Here is a 17654-nt window from a genome sequence, read left to right as displayed (position 1 = left end):
GGAGACCGGTGGCCGCTTGTTCTGTCGGGATTATCAGCCGTTGCTGGCCAGCATGGAAATCTTGCTGCCCATCGCCTCGCCGTTTTTGTCGAGGAGGCGGGTCGGATAATCGCCGGTGAAATAGTGGTCGGTGAACTGCGGCCGCGCCGGATTGCGGTTTTCACCGCCCACCGCGCGATAAAGCCCGTCTATCGACAGGAACGCCAGCGAATCGGCGCCGATATATTTCGCCATCGCCTCGACATCCGCATACTGGTTCGCCAGCAGCTTGTCGGCATCAGGCGTGTCAATGCCGTAGAAGTCCGGATGGAAGATCATCGGGCTGGCAACGCGGATATGAACTTCCTTGGCGCCGGCCTCGCGGATCATCTGCACGATCTTGACCGAGGTCGTGCCGCGCACGATGGAATCATCCACCAGCACCACGCGCTTGCCTTCGATCATCGCCCGGTTGGCGGAATGCTTGAGCTTGACGCCGAAGGCGCGGATCTGCTGAGTCGGCTCGATGAAGGTGCGGCCGACATAATGGTTGCGGATGATACCGTATTCGAAGGGAATGCCGGTCTCCTGCGCAAAACCGAGCGCTGCCGGCGTACCGCCATCGGGAACGGGCACCACCACATCGGCTTCGAGCGGCGCTTCCTTGGCAAGGTTCATGCCCATGTTCTTGCGCGTCGTGTAGACGTTGCGGCCGCCAACGACGGAATCGGGACGGGCGAAATAGACATATTCGAACAGGCAGAGACGCTCGGGCTGCGGTTTCGAGGGCTTGCGCGCGTCGATGGTGATCGAACCGTCAGGCTGGATCTCGCAGATGATGACTTCGCCGTTTTCAACGTCGCGCACGAATTTCGCGCCGATGATATCGAGAGCACAGGTCTCCGAGCAGAAGATCGGCTTGCCGTCCAGCTCGCCCATGACCAGCGGGCGGATACCGATCGGGTCACGCGCGGCAATCAGCTTGGTGCGGGTCATCGCCAGCATCGAGTAACCGCCTTCCATCTGCCTGATGGCATCGATGAAACGGTCGGCGGTGGAGGAATGACGGGAGCGGGCGATGAGGTGCAGCACGACTTCGGTATCCGAGGTCGACTGACAGATGGCGCCTGTCGCAATGATCTGGCGACGCAGCGTCAGGCCGTTGGTGAAGTTGCCGTTATGGGCAATCGAAATACCGCCTTCTTCCAGTTCGGCAAACAGCGGCTGTACGTTGCGCATCGCCACTTCGCCCGTGGTGGAATAACGGGTGTGGCCGATGGCGATGGAGCCGGGCAGGCGGGCAAGCGTTGCCGGATCGGTGTAATGATCACCGACGAGGCCCATATGGCGTTCCTGATGGAAGCGCTTGCCATCGAAGGAGACGATGCCGGCTGCTTCCTGGCCGCGATGCTGCAGGGCATGCAGGCCGAGCGCGGTCAGCGCCGAGGCGTCGGCATGGCCGAGAATGCCGAAAACGCCGCATTCTTCATGCAGCGTATCGCCGTCGATCTCTTCCTTGAAAGTGGCCTCAGGAAACTTGGAATGCGAAAGCGGCTCAATCATCCGGCTTGCCCTTGCTCTCTACCGAGAAAAAAGAAAGACCATTCCGGTGAGTGTTTCCCCCGGTCGGTCCGTCTGTGTCGTGCTTGATATTTAGCACAAATAGCGCGCCTTGCATGCATTGCAAGACGCGACACTGTGTCAATTATTCGTTGCCGGCGGATTTGTTGCCGGCACATCTTCGGCAGGCGCCTGCGTGGTCGTCTGTTCCTGCGGTTTTCCAAGGATGCGAGCTCGAATCTGCGGCTCGATATCGTCAGGCAAAACCGCCTCCAGCTTGCCCACCAGCCCGTCGAGGAAGGGCTTGGACTTCGCCTGCGTCACCCATTCCGGCTGCGTCTTCACATCCACCAGCCAGTTCCAGAAGGCGACCGCAACCACTAGAAGCAGAATGCCGCGCGCCGCGCCGAACAGGAATCCGAGCGTACGGTCCAGTGCGCCGATGCGGCTGTCGATGATGAAATCGGCAATACGCGAGGTGATGAAGGAAATCACGATCAGCGAGACGAGGAAAACGACGCCTGCGGAACCGGCAATGGCGATCTTGTCGTCATCGGTATAGTTGCGCGCATAGGGCAGCAGGACCGGATAAAGATAATAGGCGGCGGCGACCGAACCGGCCCAGCTCGCAATCGACAGGACTTCGCGGGAAAAACCGCGGACCATCGCGAGAATGGCGGAGAAAAGAACAACGGCGATGACGATGCCGTCGAAAATTGTAATGGGCATATACCAACTCCGGAGGTGCGACGCCCTGTCAGGCGCTGCCTTGCCAATTTTGCGATCCTCTTACACCACTGTTTCCTTTGGCGAAAGGATCAATATTCGTCGTCCTCAACCTGTTTGAACCGGTTGCCGGAGCCGGCGATGCGGGCCACGAGGTCCGGAAGGCTTTCGATTTCCGTCCAGCGCCCCTTGCCGCCTTTCGGCAATTCAGCCGAAGCAGAAGGCAGAAGTGCGGCGGAAAAGCCGAGTTTTTCAGCTTCTTTCAATCGCTGGCCCGTATGCGAGACCGGGCGCACCGCGCCCGACAGGCTGATTTCGCCGAAATAGACGCAATCGGCGGGCAGGGCAAGACCGGCAAGCGAGGAAACCAGCGCAGAAGCAATAGCCATATCGGCGGCCGGCTCGGAAATCCGGTAGCCTCCGGCGACGTTGAGATAGACATCGTGCTGACCGAGCTTCACGCCGCAATGGGCCTCCAGTACCGCGAGAATCATGGCGAGTCGCGACGAATCCCAGCCGACCACCGCGCGGCGCGGTGTACCGAGCGAGGTGGGCGCGACCAGCGCCTGCACTTCAACGAGCACGGGGCGTGTCCCCTCGATGCCGGCAAAAACCGCAGCGCCCGGTGATTTTTCGTTGCGTTCTCCCAGAAACAGTTCGGATGGATTGGACACTTCCCTGAGGCCGCGATCCGACATTTCGAACACGCCGATTTCATCGGTCGGCCCGAAGCGGTTCTTGACGGTTCGAAGAATGCGGTAATGGTGGCCGCGGTCACCTTCGAAATAAAGGACGGCATCGACCATGTGCTCCACCACGCGCGGGCCAGCGATCTGGCCTTCCTTGGTGACATGGCCGACAAGCACCATGGTCGCGCCTGTCTGCTTGGCGAAACGGATCATCGCCTGCACGCCGGTGCGCACCTGTGTCACCGTACCGGGGGCGGAATCGGCGGTATCGCTCCACAATGTCTGGATGGAATCGATGATGACGAGATCGGGCCGCTTGCCTTCGGAAATCGTCGCCAGAATATCCTCGACATTGGTTTCCGCCGCCAGAAGCACATCGGTTTCCGCAGCCCCCAGACGTTGCGCACGCAGACGCACCTGCGCCACCGCCTCTTCGCCGGAGACATAGATGATGCGATGGCCGCGCCGCGAAAGGGCGGCGGCCGCCTGCATGAGGAGCGTCGATTTGCCGATGCCGGGATCCCCACCGATCAGAACGGCCGAACCGCGCACGAAACCGCCGCCGGTCGCCCGATCAAGTTCGCTGATGCCGGTCGGGATGCGGGGGGCTTCTTCGATTTCACCGGAAAGCGAGGTGAGTGTGACTGGCCGGCCCTTCTTGGGAGCCTTGCCCGGGCCGGATCCGATGCCGCCCATCGGGTCTTCCTCGACGATGGTATTCCACTCGCCGCAGCCTTCGCATTTTCCCGCCCATCGGGTATGAACCGTGCCGCAGTTCTGGCACACGAATTGAGTCTTGGCTTTGGCCATCTATGTCAGTTTTCTTCTTGTTTGAAATGTTCTGCGGAGATGTCTTGGTGGCCGTGGAGGACGCGCAGGACCGTAAGCTCATTCTCGTTGATGCGGAAGAAAATCACGCGGCCCCGATAGGCAATGCTGCGAAGCCCTGCTCCATAGCTGCTTCGTGAGACGCCGGACAGGCCGAGCGCCGCTAGCGATTCGACCTTGTCAAAAATTTCAAGCGCGAGACGGTCGGCCGCGGCCGGATTTTCCACTGCGATATAGGCGTGATCTTCAGCGACGTCCTGCCTTGCCCGCGCGGTCCAGATAACGGTCCGGATATTAATGATCGGTCCCCGTTTTTTGTTGCGCGGACAGGTTCTTGATGTCGCTCAGGAAAGCATCTCGCGACCGATAGCTGTGAACACGGCCGGCGTCAGCATCATCAATTCCTTCCTGCAGCAGCAGCTTGAGTGCCGCTTTCTTTCCCTCATCGCTGCCCAGCAAGCGAAGTCCAGCAGAAATCACTGCATCCGCATCGCTATAGACGCCAGCCGCCACCTGCTCCTCGATGAATTTCTCGTCCTGCTCGCTCAAATGGATTTCGGGCATTTCGATCTCCTTTTGTTCTCTTTTAACACAGGTCGCGTGAGCTTTCCAAGCGCTAAAGGCGCGTCTCAGTCATCCGCCATCAGATATTGCCGCTCATATCGCAAACCAAGTCCTGTCAACATCTCATAACCGATCGTTCCTGCCGCCCGTGCAGTCTCGTCTACTGGCACATTGGGACCGAAAAGCTCGACATAGTCTCCGGTTCGAATGGCATTGGCCGGAACATCCGTCACGTCGAAGATGGTGAGGTCCATGGTGACGCGGCCAGCAACCGGCACCTTGTGGCCGTTGACGACACCGTATGCGCCGCCATGGCCCATTTCGCGCAGCGGAATGCCGGAACCGGACAGCGAACGCTGGTATCCGTCCGCGTAACCGACAGTCGCGATGGCGAGGCGGCTTGCGCGTTTCAGCAGAAAGGTGCCGCCATAACTGACGGTCTGGCCTTCGCCCGCATCGCGGATCTGGATGATGCGCGCTTCGGCTTTGGCGACCGGCCGCATGGGATTTGCAACGTCGTTGACCGCCTCTCCGCCATAGAGCGATATGCCGGGACGGGTAAGGTCGAAATGATAATCCGGGCCGAGAAAGATACCGGCGGAAGCCGAGAGGCTTGATTCGATACCTTCGAAAGCAGTGCTAACCGTCCGGAATGATTCGAGCTGCGCCCTGTTCATCGGCGAGGAGGGCGTGTCGGCACAGGCGAGATGGGACAGCACCAGAACCGGGTCAAAACTTGCCGGCCGGGTCACGTCGTCGGCCAGAAACAGCGCATCGTCGAGCGGCAGTCCGAGACGGTTGAAGCCGGTGTCCACATGCAGTGCGCAGGGGTGATCGCCACGCTCGGCCACCGTCGCCATCCAGAAGGAAAGTTGCTCCTCGGAGGCGAGAACCGGCACCAGATCATTGTCGAAGACCTGCCGTTCCTGGCCCTGCCAGATGCCTGACAGGACGAAGATGCGTGCTTCAGGTGCATAGGAACGCAGGGTCTCACCCTCGGCAACCGTTGCCACGAAGAAGTCGCGCGCGCCGGCATGGTAGAGCGCTGCGCCGCAATCCTCGATGCCGAGGCCATAGGCATCGGCCTTCACGACGGCCGCTGTCCGCGCCTTGCCGGAGCGTCTCCTCATGTCCCGCCAATTATCGGCCAGCGCACCGAGATCGACGGTCAGCCGCAGTGGCGCTTGTTCGAAAGCGTCGGTTTCGGTTTCAGCGAATGTATCCTCGAAGTCGTCTGTCATGCCATGCGTCCGGTTGATTTTGGAACCGACCAGACCCTAGCACTTTTGTTCAAGACGGTAAGGATCGAATGCTCTAAACTTCGCTCATGCACAATGTTTCGCAGGAACAGGCCCTCGATTTCATGCCCGTCGCCACGACGGAAACCACGCGTTTCTGGCGGGACGGACGTTTTGGCGGCATGGAATGCCTGAGTGCTACGTTTCTCACCCATGAATATTCGCCTCACGCCCATGACACGTTTTCGATAGGCGCCATCGAAAGCGGCTCGCAGATTTCCACCATTCAGGGCACCACCGAACAGACGGGGCCGGGGCATCTCTATCTCATCAATCCCGACGAGATTCACGATGGTGCACCAGGCGGCGGCGGTTACCGTTACCGGATGATCTATCCTGACACGGCACTGCTGCGCGATATCATCGAGGATGTGACGGGCAGGGCCTTCCACGGTACGCCGTCATTCCCGAAGTTTCTGCCGCGCGATCCGCAGATGGCGGCCGCCTTTCAGATGGCGCACCGGCGTCTGGAGGAGAAATCCGGTGCCCTCGAGGCGGATGAGGGCATGTTCTCGGTTCTCGCCGCCCTTTTCGGCAGGCATGGCAGCGCCATTATCCTGCCGGTCGAAAAGCGCGAGAAAACGGCGGTTTACACCGCCCGCGACTATCTTTCCGACAATTACGAGACCGATATCGGCCTTGAGGAACTGGCTTCCATTGCCGGTCTCAGCCGCGCACACCTTATCCGTGCTTTCAGGAAAGAGTTCCACATCACCCCGCACGCCTATCTGACCGACGTGCGCATCCGCAGGGCGCGTCGGCTTCTGCGCGCCGGCGAGATGCCGGCCGAGGTGGCGGCGATGTGCGGTTTTGCGGACCAGGCGCATTTCACCCGGCATTTCAAGGCGCGCACCGGCATTACCCCGGGCCAGTTTCGCATGGGGTGATGCCGGCACACGCATTCCTGTGTGACGTCACTTTCGTACAAGACCGGTGGATGTCTTACGCGTAATCGCTCTCCTGAAAGGGAGAAAGCGATGTCGATATGGGACAAAAGGACGGAATTCGTCGCGGGATTACGGGCCGCCGCGCCATTGCTCGTGGCCATGGTGCCGATCGGCGTCGTGTTTGGCGCGGTCGCCATCGGCAAGGGCCTGTCGCCGCTCGAAGCCTCGCTGATGTCGCTGCTGGTCTTCGCCGGCGGCTCGCAATTCGTGGCGATGGACTTATGGGCCCATCCGGCTAGCTGGAGCGCGCTCGGCTTTGCGGCGCTGCTCGTCAATCTGCGCCACGTGCTGATGAGCGCTTCCATCGCTGGCAAGCTGGACGATTTCCGGGGCTGGCGGAAATATGCGGCCATGCTGGTGCTGACGGATGAATCCTGGGCGTTGTCGGAGTTTCGTGTCATCGCCGGCAGGCTGACGGCGGGTTTCTTCACCGGCGCTGCATTGTCGATCTATATCGTCTGGAACCTGGCCACCCTCACCGGTGCTTTGCTGGGTTCGGTCATGGGCGACATGTCGGTCATCGGGCTGGATTTCGCCTTTCCCGCGGTGTTTATCGTGCTGCTCATGGGGTTCTGGAAGGGCCGGGAAACCGGCTTGGTGCTTCTGGCAAGCGCTTCCGCCGCCTGTCTCACCCATGCGCTGGTGCCCGGAGCCTGGTATATCGCCGCCGGTGCGCTCGCGGGCCTCGCTGTCGCCGCCTTCGGCCATGATGAACAGGCGGAGCAGCCGGCATGACGCTCGACCCGAATACGCTGCTGACAATCCTTGCCATGATGGCGGCAACCGTCGCCACGCGCCTTGGCGGCCTGTTGCTGGTCACTCATTTTACGCTGACACCGCGCCTGAAAAAGGCGCTTGGCATGGTGCCGCCCGCCGTTCTGATGGCCGTGGTGACGCCGACGGCACTCGCCAGCGGGCCGCCGGAAACCATCGCCTGCGCAATCACCGCGGTTGCGGCGCTGCGCCTCAGCCTTCTGCCGGCCGCAACGCTCGGTGTTGCTGGCGTGGCGCTGCTGCGTGGAATCGGATTGTAAGAAAAAGCCACCAACGTCTTGAAAGGACTCGAGCCTTGTTTCGGGAACGTGGGAAACAGCCGAGACGGTAAACATACCCTCTCGGCCATTATAGCCGCCTCAATGTTCTTCGTATTGGCTGAAGCTCGGATCGGCCAAGTCCGTAAAGCGGGTGAATTCGGACTGGAAGGCAAGCTTCACGGTGCCGGTCGGTCCGTGACGCTGCTTGGCGATGATGACGTCAGCCGTGCCTTTTACCTTGTCGAACAGCGCTTCCCACTCTGCATATTTCGGATCGGCAGGATCGCGCGGCTCCATGTTCTTGACGTAATATTCCTCGCGGAACACGAACAGCACCACGTCGGCGTCCTGCTCGATGGAACCTGATTCACGCAGGTCGGAAAGCTGCGGGCGCTTGTCTTCGCGGCTTTCCACCGCACGGGAGAGCTGTGACAGCGCGATGATCGGAACATTGAGTTCCTTGCCCAACGCCTTCAGGCCCGTGGTGATCTGGGTGATTTCCTGCACGCGGTTTTCGCCGCTCTTGCCGGAGCCGGTCATCAGCTGAACGTAGTCGACCACCAGAACATCGAGACCGCGCTGGCGCTTCAGGCGGCGGGCGCGCGCGGAAAGCTGGGCAATCGAGATACCACCGGTCTGGTCGATGTAAAGCGGCACCTTCTGCATCATCTGTGAGCAGGCGACGAGTTTTTCGAAATCCGCCTCGGTGATGTCACCGCGACGGATTTTCGACGAGGAAACTTCGGTCTGCTCTGAAATGATACGCGTTGCCAGCTGTTCGGAGGACATTTCGAGCGAGTAGAAACCGACAACGCCGCCATTTTTCGCCTTGAACGAGCCGTCCGGCTGCACTTCCTGCTCATAGGAGGCGGCGATATTGTAGGCGATGTTGGTCGCAAGCGAGGTCTTGCCCATACCCGGACGACCGGCAAGCACGATAAGGTCGGAACGCTGCAAGCCACCCATGCGGGCGTCAAGCGAGTGGATGCCGGTGGAGATGCCGGAGAGGTTACCGTCGCGCTCGAAGGCTGCGCCCGCCATGTCGATCGCCAGCGCCACCGCGTCGTTGAACGACTGGAAGCCGCCGTCGTAACGGCCGGTTTCCGCCAGTTCGAACAGGCGCCGTTCGGTGTCTTCGATCTGTGCCTGCGGCGGCATGTCCAAGGGCGCGTCATAGGCGATGTTGACGACATCCTCGCCGATCTGGATCAGCGCGCGGCGCAGCGCCAGATCATAGATCGCCCGGCCGTAATCTTCCGCGTTGATGATCGACACGGCTTCTGCCGCCAGGCGCGCGAGATACTGCGCCACCGTCAGGTCGCCGATCTTGTCGTCGGCCGGCAGGAAGGTCTTGATCGTCACCGGATTGGCGGTCTTGCCCATGCGGATGATATCGCCTGCCACCTCGAAAATCTTGCGGTGCAGCGGTTCGTAGAGGTGCACGGGCTTCAAGAAGTCCGATACGCGGTAATAGGCGTCGTTATTGACGAGGATGGCGCCGAGCAGCGCCTGTTCGGCCTCGATATTGTTCGGCGCTTCGCGGTAATGCGGTTCCGCCGGTTGCGCGGGGGTGATCTTTCTCACAGCGTCGTTCATGGTTTGCGCGATCTCCCTTTGCCTGTTCTTACACCTCGGGTTTGGCTTTCTGTGCCATTGCAGTCAATGATATTGTTGCAACACTCCATGGCAGGCCGACGTCCGCTGAGCGAAGTCGGATCACATCTTCAGTTGTCCCCAGCAATCCACAGGCGGGATGGGGACAAAGCGGGAAATTTCCCGGCAACGTGATTCGCCGCCATGAGTTTACCGCATGGCAGACCCGGCACGAAAGAAACTTGAAAATCGTCAGCCTTACGAATAAATAGGCAGAAAATAAGTAGTGTACTAATTATAAGGCTTGCTGACATGTCCCGCGAGACCGACAAGGAACAGCTTCTCGATGAAGTTTCCGCTTTCACCCGCAAACTGCGCGCGTTTTTCGATGCGCGGGTAGGGGAAAGCGGGCTGACGCTGGCGCGTGCGCGTGCACTTTTCGCGCTCTCGCGGCGCGGACCGTTGACGCAGACGGAGCTCGCGGAGGAAATGGAAATTGAGACACCGACACTGGTGCGGGTGCTTGATGGCATGGAGAAGCAGAACCTCATCGAACGCCGATCCGATGAGAACGACCGGCGTGCCAAACGTATTCACATGACGGCGGAGGGCGAAGAAACCTCGCAGACGGTGCAGGAAATGGCAAAGTCGCTGCGTTCGGAAATCGCCGCCGATATCTCCTCGCAGGAGCTGGCAATGGCGCTGGATGTCATGCGGCGGCTTTCGGCCAATCTGCAAAATCTTGCAGCGGGGAGGGCGCACTCGTGAGCACCTCTTTACCGCTAACGGCAGCGTCGGACGCCGCCGAAAAGGACAGGCCCGCCAATGGCCCCATAGAAACGACGGGCCCGGCTCAATCACCGGACGCCGGCGCCGGCAGCGGCACGCAGGCTCCGTCTGCCGCAGCTGCACCTCAGCCGGTGGAGCGGCCATTGTGGCTGCGGCTGTGTTTTATTTTTGCAGGCCTGTCGTTTTTCATTACGCAGGGCCTTGGCATGAACCTCGTCATGGCCAATATCTACCAGCTGCAGGGCGAGTTTTCGGCGACGGTGGCCGAGGTCGCCTGGTTATCCGCTGCCTATATGGCGCCCTATGCCACCTTTTCCATCGCCTTATTCAAGGTGCGCGCGCAATATGGCCTGCGGCCCTTCGCCGAACTTTCGATCATCGCCTTCGTGGTTGCTTCCTGCCTCAACCTCTTCGTGACGGACCTGCATTCGGCCATCGTCATCCGCTTCGTCAGCGGCATGGCCGCCGCGCCGATTTCCTCGCTCGGCTTTCTCTATATTCTTGAGGCCTTTCCGCCCGCGCGAAAATTCTCGCTGGGATTCAGCATTGCACTGACAGGTACGCTGTTGTCGGCGCCGCTTGCGCGCATGGTGTCACCCTCGCTGCTGGCGATCGATGGCTGGAATGCCCTTTATTCGATGGAGGTCGGTTTTGCGCTGATTTCCTTCGCCATGATTTACGTCCTCAAGGTCACACCGCCGCCGCGTGCGAAGGTGATCGAGCGTATGGATATCCTCAGCTATCTCCTGTTTGCGGGCGGTCTCGGTTGCCTTGCAGTCATGCTGACGCTCGGCCGGTTCTACTGGTGGTTCGAAACCTGGTGGCTTGGCGCGCTGCTGGCGACATCCATCGCGCTTCTGACACTGATGGCTTTCATCGAATTGCCGCGTAAGAACCCGTTGCTCGACCTGCGCTGGATTTTCTCCAAAACCAACCTGCACGCCATTGCCGTCCTGCTTGTCTACCGGGCGGTCTCGTCGGAACAATCCTCCACCGCGGTCAGCTTCTATCAGCAGCTTGGCTTGCTCAACGACCAGACCACCATGCTTTATGCCCTCGTGCTGCTTGCCACCATTCTTGGCGGGGCGGCCTGCGCATGGCTGATGTTGACGAAATATGTCGAAACCGCCCATGTCATTGCGCTGACACTGATCGCGGCTGGTTCCTTTATGGACAGCCAGTCGACGAACCTCACCCGCCCCGAACAGATGTATCTCAGCCAGATGATGATCGCCTTCGGTGCGGCCATGTTCCTGCCGCCTGTCATGGCGAAGGGTTTCGGCGCAGCACTGGCCCGGGGTGCGCCTTATCTGGTGAACTTCATCACCATCTTCCTGTTTACGCAGATCACCGGTTCCATGCTGATGACGGGCCTGCTCGGCAGTTTCGTAACTCTGCGGGAGAAATTCCACTCCAATGTGCTGGTGGAGAACATCCTGCTCACCAACCCTCTCGTTGCCCAGCGTGTCTCCCAGCTTTCCGGTGCTTACAGCCATGTCATCACCGATCCGGCATTGCTGAAGGCGGAGGGGTTGTCGCTGCTTGGCCAGCAGGTCAGCCGGGAAGCCTATGTGCTTGCCTATAATGACACGTTCCTGCTCATATCCGTCGTTTCCGCGCTGGCGCTGGCCGCGCTTTTGATCCACCTCGCATGGTTGCGCATCCGCCCCTTCCTTTTCCGGGAGGATATCGATGCCGCACCGGCCCCCCAGTCTTGAACCTTCCAAGAGTGCCAAAATGTTGAAGAAGTTTTTTACTCCCGTTTCCATTCTCGTGCTGCTCGGCGGTTTCGCCGGTGTTGCGCTCGTGCTTTACGCCTGGCGGCTGCCGCCCTTTCTCTCCACCGTGGAAATGACCGACAACGCCTTCGTGCGCGGTTACGTCACGACCATGAGCCCGCAGGTCAGCGGATATGTCGTGGATGTGCCGGTGAAGGATTATCAGGAGGTGAAGCAGGGTGCTTTGCTGGCGAAGATTGATGACCGCATCTATCGCCAGAAACAGGCGCAGGCGGAAGCAACGCTCGATACGCAAAAGGCGGCTCTCGATAATTCCCGCCAGCAGGAAAATGCAGCCAATGCCCATATTCTTTCCAGCCAGGCCGCGGTCGACAGCGCCGAAGCCTCGCTGAAACAGGCCCAGCTGGCATCCGACCGGCAGGATAATCTCATAAAAAGCGGCGTGGGAACTTCCAGCCTTCAGGAAGAAGCCCATGCCGCACTGGAAAAGGCGCGGGCATCGCTCTCGCAGGCGAAAGCCGCCCTTGAGGTTTCACGGCAGGATCTGCAGACCATCATCGTTAACCGCAGTTCGCTGCAGGCTGCGGTCGCAAATGCCGAAGCGGCCGTCGAGCTTGCCCGGATCGACCTCGCCAATACCGAAATCCGTGCGCCCGTGGATGGCAGGCTCGGCGAAATCGGCGTGCGCACTGGCCAATATGTCACCGCCGGCACGCAGCTGATGGCCGTTGTGCCGCATGATGTCTGGGTTATCGCCAATTTCAAGGAAACTCAGCTTGCGGGCATGCAGGTCGGCCAACCGGTGACGATCTCGGTGGACGCGCTGCATCGCCGGAAGCTGACCGGCCATGTGGAGCGTTTTTCGCCCGCCACGGGTTCGGAATTCGCCGTCATCAAGCCCGACAATGCGACCGGCAATTTCGTGAAAATCGCCCAGCGTCTCGGTGTGCGCATCACCATCGACGCGGATCAGCCGCTGGCGGCAGAACTTTCGCCGGGCATGTCTGTGGTGGTGCATGTGGACAAGAGCAAGGCGCCCGATGGGGCGGAGACGGCGGCGAGGTAGTCTGGCGTTGAGTTTGCGGAGGGGGGTATCCCTCCGCAAACTCAGACCACGCAAACAAAAAACCCCGGATGTCGCCATCCGGGGTTTTCCTTTGACCGTTAGGCCAGATCTTACTCGTCGTCGCCGTCGCGGTCAGCTTCCGGATCGAAGAAGTCTTCCGGACGCAGCGCGTCTTCGTCAACGCCGTAGATGGCGTCAGCGGAGGTGAGGCTTTCGCCCTTGGCCTGACGCTCTGCTTCTTCAGCCGAACGGGCAACGTTCAGCTCGACCTGCAGCTCGACTTCGGCATGCAGGTGCAGGGTAACGTTGTGCAGGCCGATGGTCTTGATCGGCGTGTTCAGCTCAACCTGGTTGCGGCCGATGTTGAAGCCTTCGGCAGCCAGGATTTCAACGACGTCGCGGGCAGCAACAGAACCGTACAGCTGACCGGTTTCGCCAGCCGAACGGACAACGATGAAGGACTTGCCTTCGAGTGCTTCGGCAACCTTCTGGGCTTCCGACTTGCGCTCGAGGTTACGAGCTTCGAGCGTTGCACGCTCGGTTTCGAAACGGGTCTTGTTGGCGGCGTTGGCGCGCAGCGCCTTTCCCTGCGGCAGCAGGAAGTTACGGGCATAGCCGTCGCGAACCTTGACGGTTTCGCCCATCTGGCCGAGCTTGTTGATGCGTTCGAGAAGAATAACGTCCATCTTCTTGATCCTTTCTATGGTTTGGTTTCGTTCGTAGTGTCGGTTTTCCGCGCCGGCGTCAGGGAGATCGTGCTGCGCACGTCGCTGAGGCCGAACACGAGAATGATGAACAGCGGAAAGACAAAGACCGCCGAGAGATATGCGAGAATGAGGACCGGCAGGCGCCAGTCCTTGCCGCGGGCGCGCTTGTGCAGCGAGGCATAACCCGCCATCAGGAAGCCCGCGCCAAAGGTGCCGCAGATGACCGCGCCGATCATGGCCGCCACGCCGCCAAGGAACATGGCGAGAATGCCGGCCAGGAAAATGAAGATCGCGTTGCGATGCATGCGCAGTGCCGAGGGAATGTCCTCACGCGGGCGCAGGCCCTTGCCGAAAGAGCCGACCAGCCGGGTCGCGAAATAATAGGCCGCAAACAGAAGGATGACCCAGAGGCCGCCCTGAACGATCGGCAGCATCAGCACCAGCAGCGATTTCGTTTGCGCCAGCGCCTCTGCATTGGGTTCGAACAGCGGTTCGCGGTTCTGCACCGAGGTCATCATGATATCGACCATGCGCGCGACCAGATCAGGGCCGTAACCGATCATCCAGCCAAGAATGACGACGGCGACCGAAACCAGAATGCACAGGTGCAGCACGATACCGGAGAGCGGATACCAGGCAAGCAGATCATCCGGGCCGCCGATTTCGGAAGCCGGGCGCGCCAGATTGGCGAGATGCGAAAGCCAGCCCGCCGGGATCAGCGTGAAGATCGCGATGGTCAGCGCAAACAGCGGCGACATGACCAGCGCACCGATGATGGCGGTGGTGATGATGGCGACGATGGCGGCGCGATTACCCCAGCCCATGCCTGCGATCAGGATCGGCATGGCGGAACCGGCATAGAGCAGGAAGGAAAAGGACGACTGTGCCGTTGCGCCAAGCGTTAAAAACGCGGCGCATATGCCGGCGAGAACGCCGGAGATCAGCACTGTCTGGTTCAACTTTTGCACTTCGCTGTCCTGCTGAAACTAAGCAGTTAGAGGATCGCTCGTGAGAGCCTCATCCCCAACATGGGATTTAGAGTATCGATCCGCGCCCAACGCGGAAGGATCTGGAAAAGCGAGGCCGCGTTAAACGCAGCCCCGCTTCAATTCATTACGCTACAACGTAGGGCAGCAGGCCGAGGAAACGGGCGCGCTTGATCGCCTGGGCGAGTTCGCGCTGCTTCTTCTGGGAAACGGCCGTGATGCGGGAAGGAACGATCTTGCCACGCTCGGAAATGTAGCGCTGCAGGAGACGTACGTCCTTGTAGTCGATCTTCGGAGCGTTGGCGCCGGAGAAGGGGCACGTCTTGCGACGGCGGTGGAACGGGCGGCGTGCCTGGGAAGAGGATGCGTCAGCCATTGGTCAATTCTCCTTATGCACGGTCTTCGCGCGGACGGCGCGGACGGTCTTCGCGGGGACCACGATCTTCACGCGGGCCACGGTCCGGACGGTCGCCATCGCGGCGCGGACGGTCGTCACGGTCGCGCTTCTGCATCATCGCGGACGGGCCTTCTTCGTGGGCTTCGACGGCGATGGTCATGTAGCGAAGAACGTCTTCGTTGATGCGCATCTGGCGCTCGACTTCATGGATGGCGGCCGCCGGAGCGTCGATGTCCATGAGAGCGTAGTGAGCCTTGCGGTTCTTCTTGATGCGGTAGGTGAGGGACTTCAGACCCCAGTTCTCGATGCGTCCGACTTTGCCGCCGAACGATTCGATAACGCCCTTGTACTGCTCGACAAGTGCGTCGACCTGCTGGGCAGAAATATCCTGCCGGGCAAGGAAGATGTGTTCGTAAAGAGCCATTTAAGCTTTGCCTTTCTTGCGTTTCGTCCTTCACCCGGCAACGGCGCTAAGCCTCAACGACTGCTCCTGAAAAGGCGTGAGCCTTAAAGCAAGAAAAGCGTTGTTCGAGACGGTCGAGAGCGGAGACACGGGAGGCCGGAAAAACCTTATGGTTCCTGCTGTTCCGTGACCGGAACCAGCCCTCCGTTCAGCCACCAGCCAATTGGACCGGGTGTTGTGAACAGCGCGCTTATACGGATTTTTGCCCGGAATGCAAGGGCAGAGGCGAAAAAGCGCGCCGTTCGATCATCAGATCGGCATTGGATATTGCCGGTGAATGGCTGCGATGCCCTTCAGCACGTCCTCGGAAAGAGTGACATCCGCTGCCGCAATATCAACCTTCAGCTGCTCCATCGTGGTGGCGCCGATGATGACGGAGGCCATGAAGGGGCGCGTCAGGCAGAAGGCAATGGCGAGCTTTGCGGGGTCGATACCATGCGCGGCGGCAAGCTCCAGATAGGCCTTTACCGGTGCTTCCTGAAGCGGCTGCAGGCGGCCACCGAGATCCTTGTTGATGGTTCCGCGTGAACCGGCGGGACGAGCGCCGTTCTGGTATTTGCCGGTCAGCAGCCCTGCTGCCAGCGGTGAATAGGCGAGCAGGCCGACATCTTCATGGTGGGCGACTTCCGCCATGTCCAGATCGAAGCTGCGATAGAGCAGGTTATATTCGTTCTGGATCGTGGCGACGCGCGGCAGGCCCTTGGCTTCGGCGATGTCGATATATTTCTGCGTGCCCCAGGCGCTTTCGTTGGAAAGGCCAATGGCGCGGATTTTTCCGGCCTTTACCAGTTCGCCGAGCGTTTCCAGCTTTTCGGTGATTTCGGCAAGCGTGCGCGCCGTGTCCTGACCGGAAGCGTCAAAGCTCCATGCTCCACGGAAATGATAGGTTCCGCGATTCGGCCAGTGGATTTGGTAGAGGTCTATATAGTCGGTCTTCAGGCGCTGGAGGCTGGTATCGACAGCCTCACGGATCGCGGCTGCGTCGATATCGCGACCGCCACGAATGTAATCGCGTCCTGAGCCGGCAACCTTGGTCGCGAGCACGACCTGATCGCGCTTTCCGGTCTTTTCAAACCACGAGCCGATATAATCTTCCGTCCGGCCCTGGGTCTCCGCGGAAACGGGCGTGGTGGGGTAAAGCTCTGCCGTATCGAAGAAATTCACGCCGTTTTCGACGGCGTAATCCATCTGCGCATGCGCTTCGGCTTCGGTATTCTGTGTGCCCCATGTCATGGTGCCGAGGCAGATTTCAGACACGGAAATATCCGTGCGGCCCAATAGTCTCTGTTTCATGGAAATGTCCCGGTGCTTGGCCAGATAGTTTGGAAGGTGGTGTGAAAGTAATGGGGAATTGCCGCAGTGCAAGAAAAAATATGATGAAAAGAAAGGGGAAAACAGCACGATAAAACCCCTCACACCGGGCCGGCAGGCGGCCTCAAGCCTTGACTTCGCTGGTGGGAATGTGAATGGAAGTCGATAAGAATAAAGGCAAGGCCAGACAAGAAGGACGACATCCCATGGGTATTGCATTCACATTTCCCGGTCAGGGAAGCCAGGCTGTTGGCATGGGCAAGGAGCTGGCGGATACCTATCCGGAAGCACGCGCCGTGTTTCAGGAAGTCGACGAAGCGCTCGACCAGAAGCTTTCCGACATCATGTGGAACGGCCCTGAAGAGACGCTGACGCTGACGGCCAATGCCCAGCCGGCCCTCATGGCCGTCTCGATGGCGGTCATGCGCGTTCTTGAGGCGCGCGGATTAAAACTGTCCGATACGGTTTCGTATGTCGCGGGCCACTCCCTCGGCGAATATTCGGCGCTCTGTGCCGCCGGTACTTTCTCGGTTGCCGATACCGCCCGTCTTCTGCGCATCCGCGGCAATGCCATGCAGGCCGCCGTGCCGGTGGGTGAGGGCGCGATGGCCGCAATCATCGGGCTTGAGCACGATGCCGTTTCCGCCATTTGCGATGAGGCCGGCATTCTCGGCGTGTGCCAGATCGCCAACGACAATGGCGGTGGCCAGCTGGTTATATCAGGCAGCAAGGCGGCTGTCGAAAAGGCAGCGGCAATCGCTTCCGAAAAGGGCGCCAAGCGCGCCATCATGCTGCCGGTCTCCGCTCCCTTCCACTCCGCGCTGATGGCGCCGGCGGCGGAAGCCATGCGCGAGGCGCTGGCCAAAGTCGAAAAGCACAATCCGGTCGTTCCTGTCATCGCCAATGTGCGTGCCGCCCCCGTTTCCGACGCCAATGAGATCGCCGGCCTGCTGGTCGAGCAGGTGACGGGCCAGGTGC

19 protein-coding genes are annotated in these 17654 nt (G+C 60.1%); 7 read left to right on the top strand and 12 right to left on the bottom strand.

What is annotated here, in order from left to right; all coding sequences use genetic code 11:
* Positions 1–33: 33 nt before the first annotated feature.
* The 6 genes from purF to alr all read right to left on the bottom strand — a co-directional run bounded on the left by purF (position 34) and on the right by alr (position 5587).
* Complete coding sequence (gene purF, locus DOU54_RS13955; protein WP_113731448.1) at positions 34–1542, bottom strand: amidophosphoribosyltransferase; 1509 nt, start codon at positions 1540–1542, stop codon at positions 34–36.
* A gap of 138 nt (positions 1543–1680) precedes the next feature.
* Positions 1681–2268, bottom strand: coding sequence for a CvpA family protein (locus DOU54_RS13950; protein ID WP_113382484.1), 588 nt, complete (start codon positions 2266–2268; stop codon positions 1681–1683).
* 89 nt (positions 2269–2357) lie between these two features.
* On the bottom strand, positions 2358–3764 hold the full coding sequence (radA, locus tag DOU54_RS13945) for a DNA repair protein RadA (RefSeq protein ID WP_004441018.1): 1407 nt from the start codon (positions 3762–3764) through the stop codon (positions 2358–2360).
* Between the two features lie 5 nt (positions 3765–3769).
* Positions 3770–4063, bottom strand: a complete 294-nt coding sequence (locus DOU54_RS13940; protein ID WP_045534190.1) for a type II toxin-antitoxin system RelE/ParE family toxin — start codon at positions 4061–4063, stop codon at positions 3770–3772.
* A gap of 13 nt (positions 4064–4076) precedes the next feature.
* Entirely contained in the window at positions 4077–4346 is a 270-nt protein-coding gene (locus DOU54_RS13935) for a type II toxin-antitoxin system ParD family antitoxin (protein ID WP_006700150.1), read from the bottom strand.
* A gap of 65 nt (positions 4347–4411) precedes the next feature.
* Positions 4412–5587, bottom strand: coding sequence for an alanine racemase (gene alr / locus DOU54_RS13930; protein ID WP_113382485.1), 1176 nt, complete (start codon positions 5585–5587; stop codon positions 4412–4414).
* Between the two features lie 86 nt (positions 5588–5673).
* Here alr and DOU54_RS13925 point away from each other — a divergent pair, with 86 nt between their 5' ends.
* From DOU54_RS13925 to DOU54_RS13915, 3 genes are all read left to right on the top strand, one after another.
* Positions 5674–6531: an AraC family transcriptional regulator gene (locus tag DOU54_RS13925; RefSeq protein ID WP_162699464.1), complete on the top strand. Its 858-nt coding sequence runs from the start codon at positions 5674–5676 to the stop codon at positions 6529–6531.
* Between the two features lie 90 nt (positions 6532–6621).
* Positions 6622–7326: an AzlC family ABC transporter permease gene (locus DOU54_RS13920; RefSeq protein WP_035207656.1), complete on the top strand. Its 705-nt coding sequence runs from the start codon at positions 6622–6624 to the stop codon at positions 7324–7326.
* A complete protein-coding gene (locus DOU54_RS13915; RefSeq protein WP_060942535.1) occupies positions 7323–7625 on the top strand; it encodes an AzlD family protein in 303 nt (100 codons plus the stop codon). Before DOU54_RS13920 ends, DOU54_RS13915 begins: the two co-directional genes overlap by 4 nt.
* Positions 7626–7724: 99 nt before the next feature.
* Here the strand turns inward: DOU54_RS13915 and DOU54_RS13910 are convergent, their stop codons facing one another.
* Positions 7725–9221, bottom strand: coding sequence for a replicative DNA helicase (locus DOU54_RS13910; protein WP_004441029.1), 1497 nt, complete (start codon positions 9219–9221; stop codon positions 7725–7727).
* A 309-nt stretch (positions 9222–9530) separates the two neighbouring features.
* Here DOU54_RS13910 and DOU54_RS13905 point away from each other — a divergent pair, with 309 nt between their 5' ends.
* From DOU54_RS13905 to DOU54_RS13895, 3 genes are read left to right on the top strand one after another with little or no spacing between them, the layout of a single operon-like run.
* Positions 9531–9986: a MarR family winged helix-turn-helix transcriptional regulator gene (locus DOU54_RS13905; RefSeq protein ID WP_113731447.1), complete on the top strand. Its 456-nt coding sequence runs from the start codon at positions 9531–9533 to the stop codon at positions 9984–9986.
* Positions 9983–11725: an MFS transporter gene (locus DOU54_RS13900; RefSeq protein WP_022555929.1), complete on the top strand. Its 1743-nt coding sequence runs from the start codon at positions 9983–9985 to the stop codon at positions 11723–11725. The genes DOU54_RS13905 and DOU54_RS13900 overlap by 4 nt, the downstream gene beginning before the upstream one ends.
* Positions 11726–11744: 19 nt before the next feature.
* A complete protein-coding gene (locus DOU54_RS13895; RefSeq protein ID WP_034496251.1) occupies positions 11745–12812 on the top strand; it encodes an HlyD family secretion protein in 1068 nt (355 codons plus the stop codon).
* Between the two features lie 110 nt (positions 12813–12922).
* Here the strand turns inward: DOU54_RS13895 and rplI are convergent, their stop codons facing one another.
* The 5 genes from rplI to DOU54_RS13865 form a co-directional block, all read right to left on the bottom strand.
* Positions 12923–13498, bottom strand: a complete 576-nt coding sequence (rplI, locus tag DOU54_RS13890; RefSeq protein ID WP_004441037.1) for a 50S ribosomal protein L9 — start codon at positions 13496–13498, stop codon at positions 12923–12925.
* Positions 13499–13512: 14 nt separating this feature from the next.
* Positions 13513–14487: a hypothetical protein gene (locus DOU54_RS13885; RefSeq protein WP_004441038.1), complete on the bottom strand. Its 975-nt coding sequence runs from the start codon at positions 14485–14487 to the stop codon at positions 13513–13515.
* Between the two features lie 145 nt (positions 14488–14632).
* Entirely contained in the window at positions 14633–14881 is a 249-nt protein-coding gene (rpsR, locus tag DOU54_RS13880) for a 30S ribosomal protein S18 (RefSeq protein ID WP_003502063.1), read from the bottom strand.
* A gap of 13 nt (positions 14882–14894) precedes the next feature.
* Entirely contained in the window at positions 14895–15326 is a 432-nt protein-coding gene (gene rpsF, locus DOU54_RS13875) for a 30S ribosomal protein S6 (protein ID WP_004441041.1), read from the bottom strand.
* 288 nt (positions 15327–15614) lie between these two features.
* Entirely contained in the window at positions 15615–16658 is a 1044-nt protein-coding gene (locus DOU54_RS13865) for an aldo/keto reductase (RefSeq protein ID WP_072494254.1), read from the bottom strand.
* A 224-nt stretch (positions 16659–16882) separates the two neighbouring features.
* Here DOU54_RS13865 and fabD point away from each other — a divergent pair.
* Positions 16883–17654: ACP S-malonyltransferase (gene fabD, locus DOU54_RS13860; RefSeq protein WP_286079910.1), on the top strand; the 772-nt coding region annotated here is incomplete at its 3' end.

It is taken from the genome of Agrobacterium sp. MS2, from assembly GCF_003261015.1.
GTDB classification, from domain to species: Bacteria; Pseudomonadota; Alphaproteobacteria; order Rhizobiales; family Rhizobiaceae; genus Agrobacterium; species Agrobacterium pusense.
The sequence above is the reverse complement of the archived record's forward strand: the minus strand, read 5'-3'. Positions and strand labels throughout refer to the sequence as shown.

Coding starts and splice junctions, on each gene's coding strand:
- DOU54_RS13905 (WP_113731447.1), top strand. CDS start 9,531: ATGTCCCGCGAGACCGACAAGGAACAGCTTCTCGATGAAGTTTCCGCT.
- rpsR (WP_003502063.1), bottom strand. CDS start 14,881: ATGGCTGACGCATCCTCTTCCCAGGCACGCCGCCCGTTCCACCGCCGT.
- DOU54_RS13920 (WP_035207656.1), top strand. CDS start 6,622: ATGTCGATATGGGACAAAAGGACGGAATTCGTCGCGGGATTACGGGCC.
- DOU54_RS13950 (WP_113382484.1), bottom strand. CDS start 2,268: ATGCCCATTACAATTTTCGACGGCATCGTCATCGCCGTTGTTCTTTTC.
- purF (WP_113731448.1), bottom strand. CDS start 1,542: ATGATTGAGCCGCTTTCGCATTCCAAGTTTCCTGAGGCCACTTTCAAG.
- rpsF (WP_004441041.1), bottom strand. CDS start 15,326: ATGGCTCTTTACGAACACATCTTCCTTGCCCGGCAGGATATTTCTGCC.
- DOU54_RS13915 (WP_060942535.1), top strand. CDS start 7,323: ATGACGCTCGACCCGAATACGCTGCTGACAATCCTTGCCATGATGGCG.
- alr (WP_113382485.1), bottom strand. CDS start 5,587: ATGACAGACGACTTCGAGGATACATTCGCTGAAACCGAAACCGACGCT.
- radA (WP_004441018.1), bottom strand. CDS start 3,764: ATGGCCAAAGCCAAGACTCAATTCGTGTGCCAGAACTGCGGCACGGTT.
- rplI (WP_004441037.1), bottom strand. CDS start 13,498: ATGGACGTTATTCTTCTCGAACGCATCAACAAGCTCGGCCAGATGGGC.
- DOU54_RS13925 (WP_162699464.1), top strand. CDS start 5,674: ATGCACAATGTTTCGCAGGAACAGGCCCTCGATTTCATGCCCGTCGCC.
- DOU54_RS13910 (WP_004441029.1), bottom strand. CDS start 9,221: ATGAACGACGCTGTGAGAAAGATCACCCCCGCGCAACCGGCGGAACCG.
- DOU54_RS13895 (WP_034496251.1), top strand. CDS start 11,745: ATGTTGAAGAAGTTTTTTACTCCCGTTTCCATTCTCGTGCTGCTCGGC.
- DOU54_RS13935 (WP_006700150.1), bottom strand. CDS start 4,346: ATGCCCGAAATCCATTTGAGCGAGCAGGACGAGAAATTCATCGAGGAG.
- DOU54_RS13865 (WP_072494254.1), bottom strand. CDS start 16,658: ATGAAACAGAGACTATTGGGCCGCACGGATATTTCCGTGTCTGAAATC.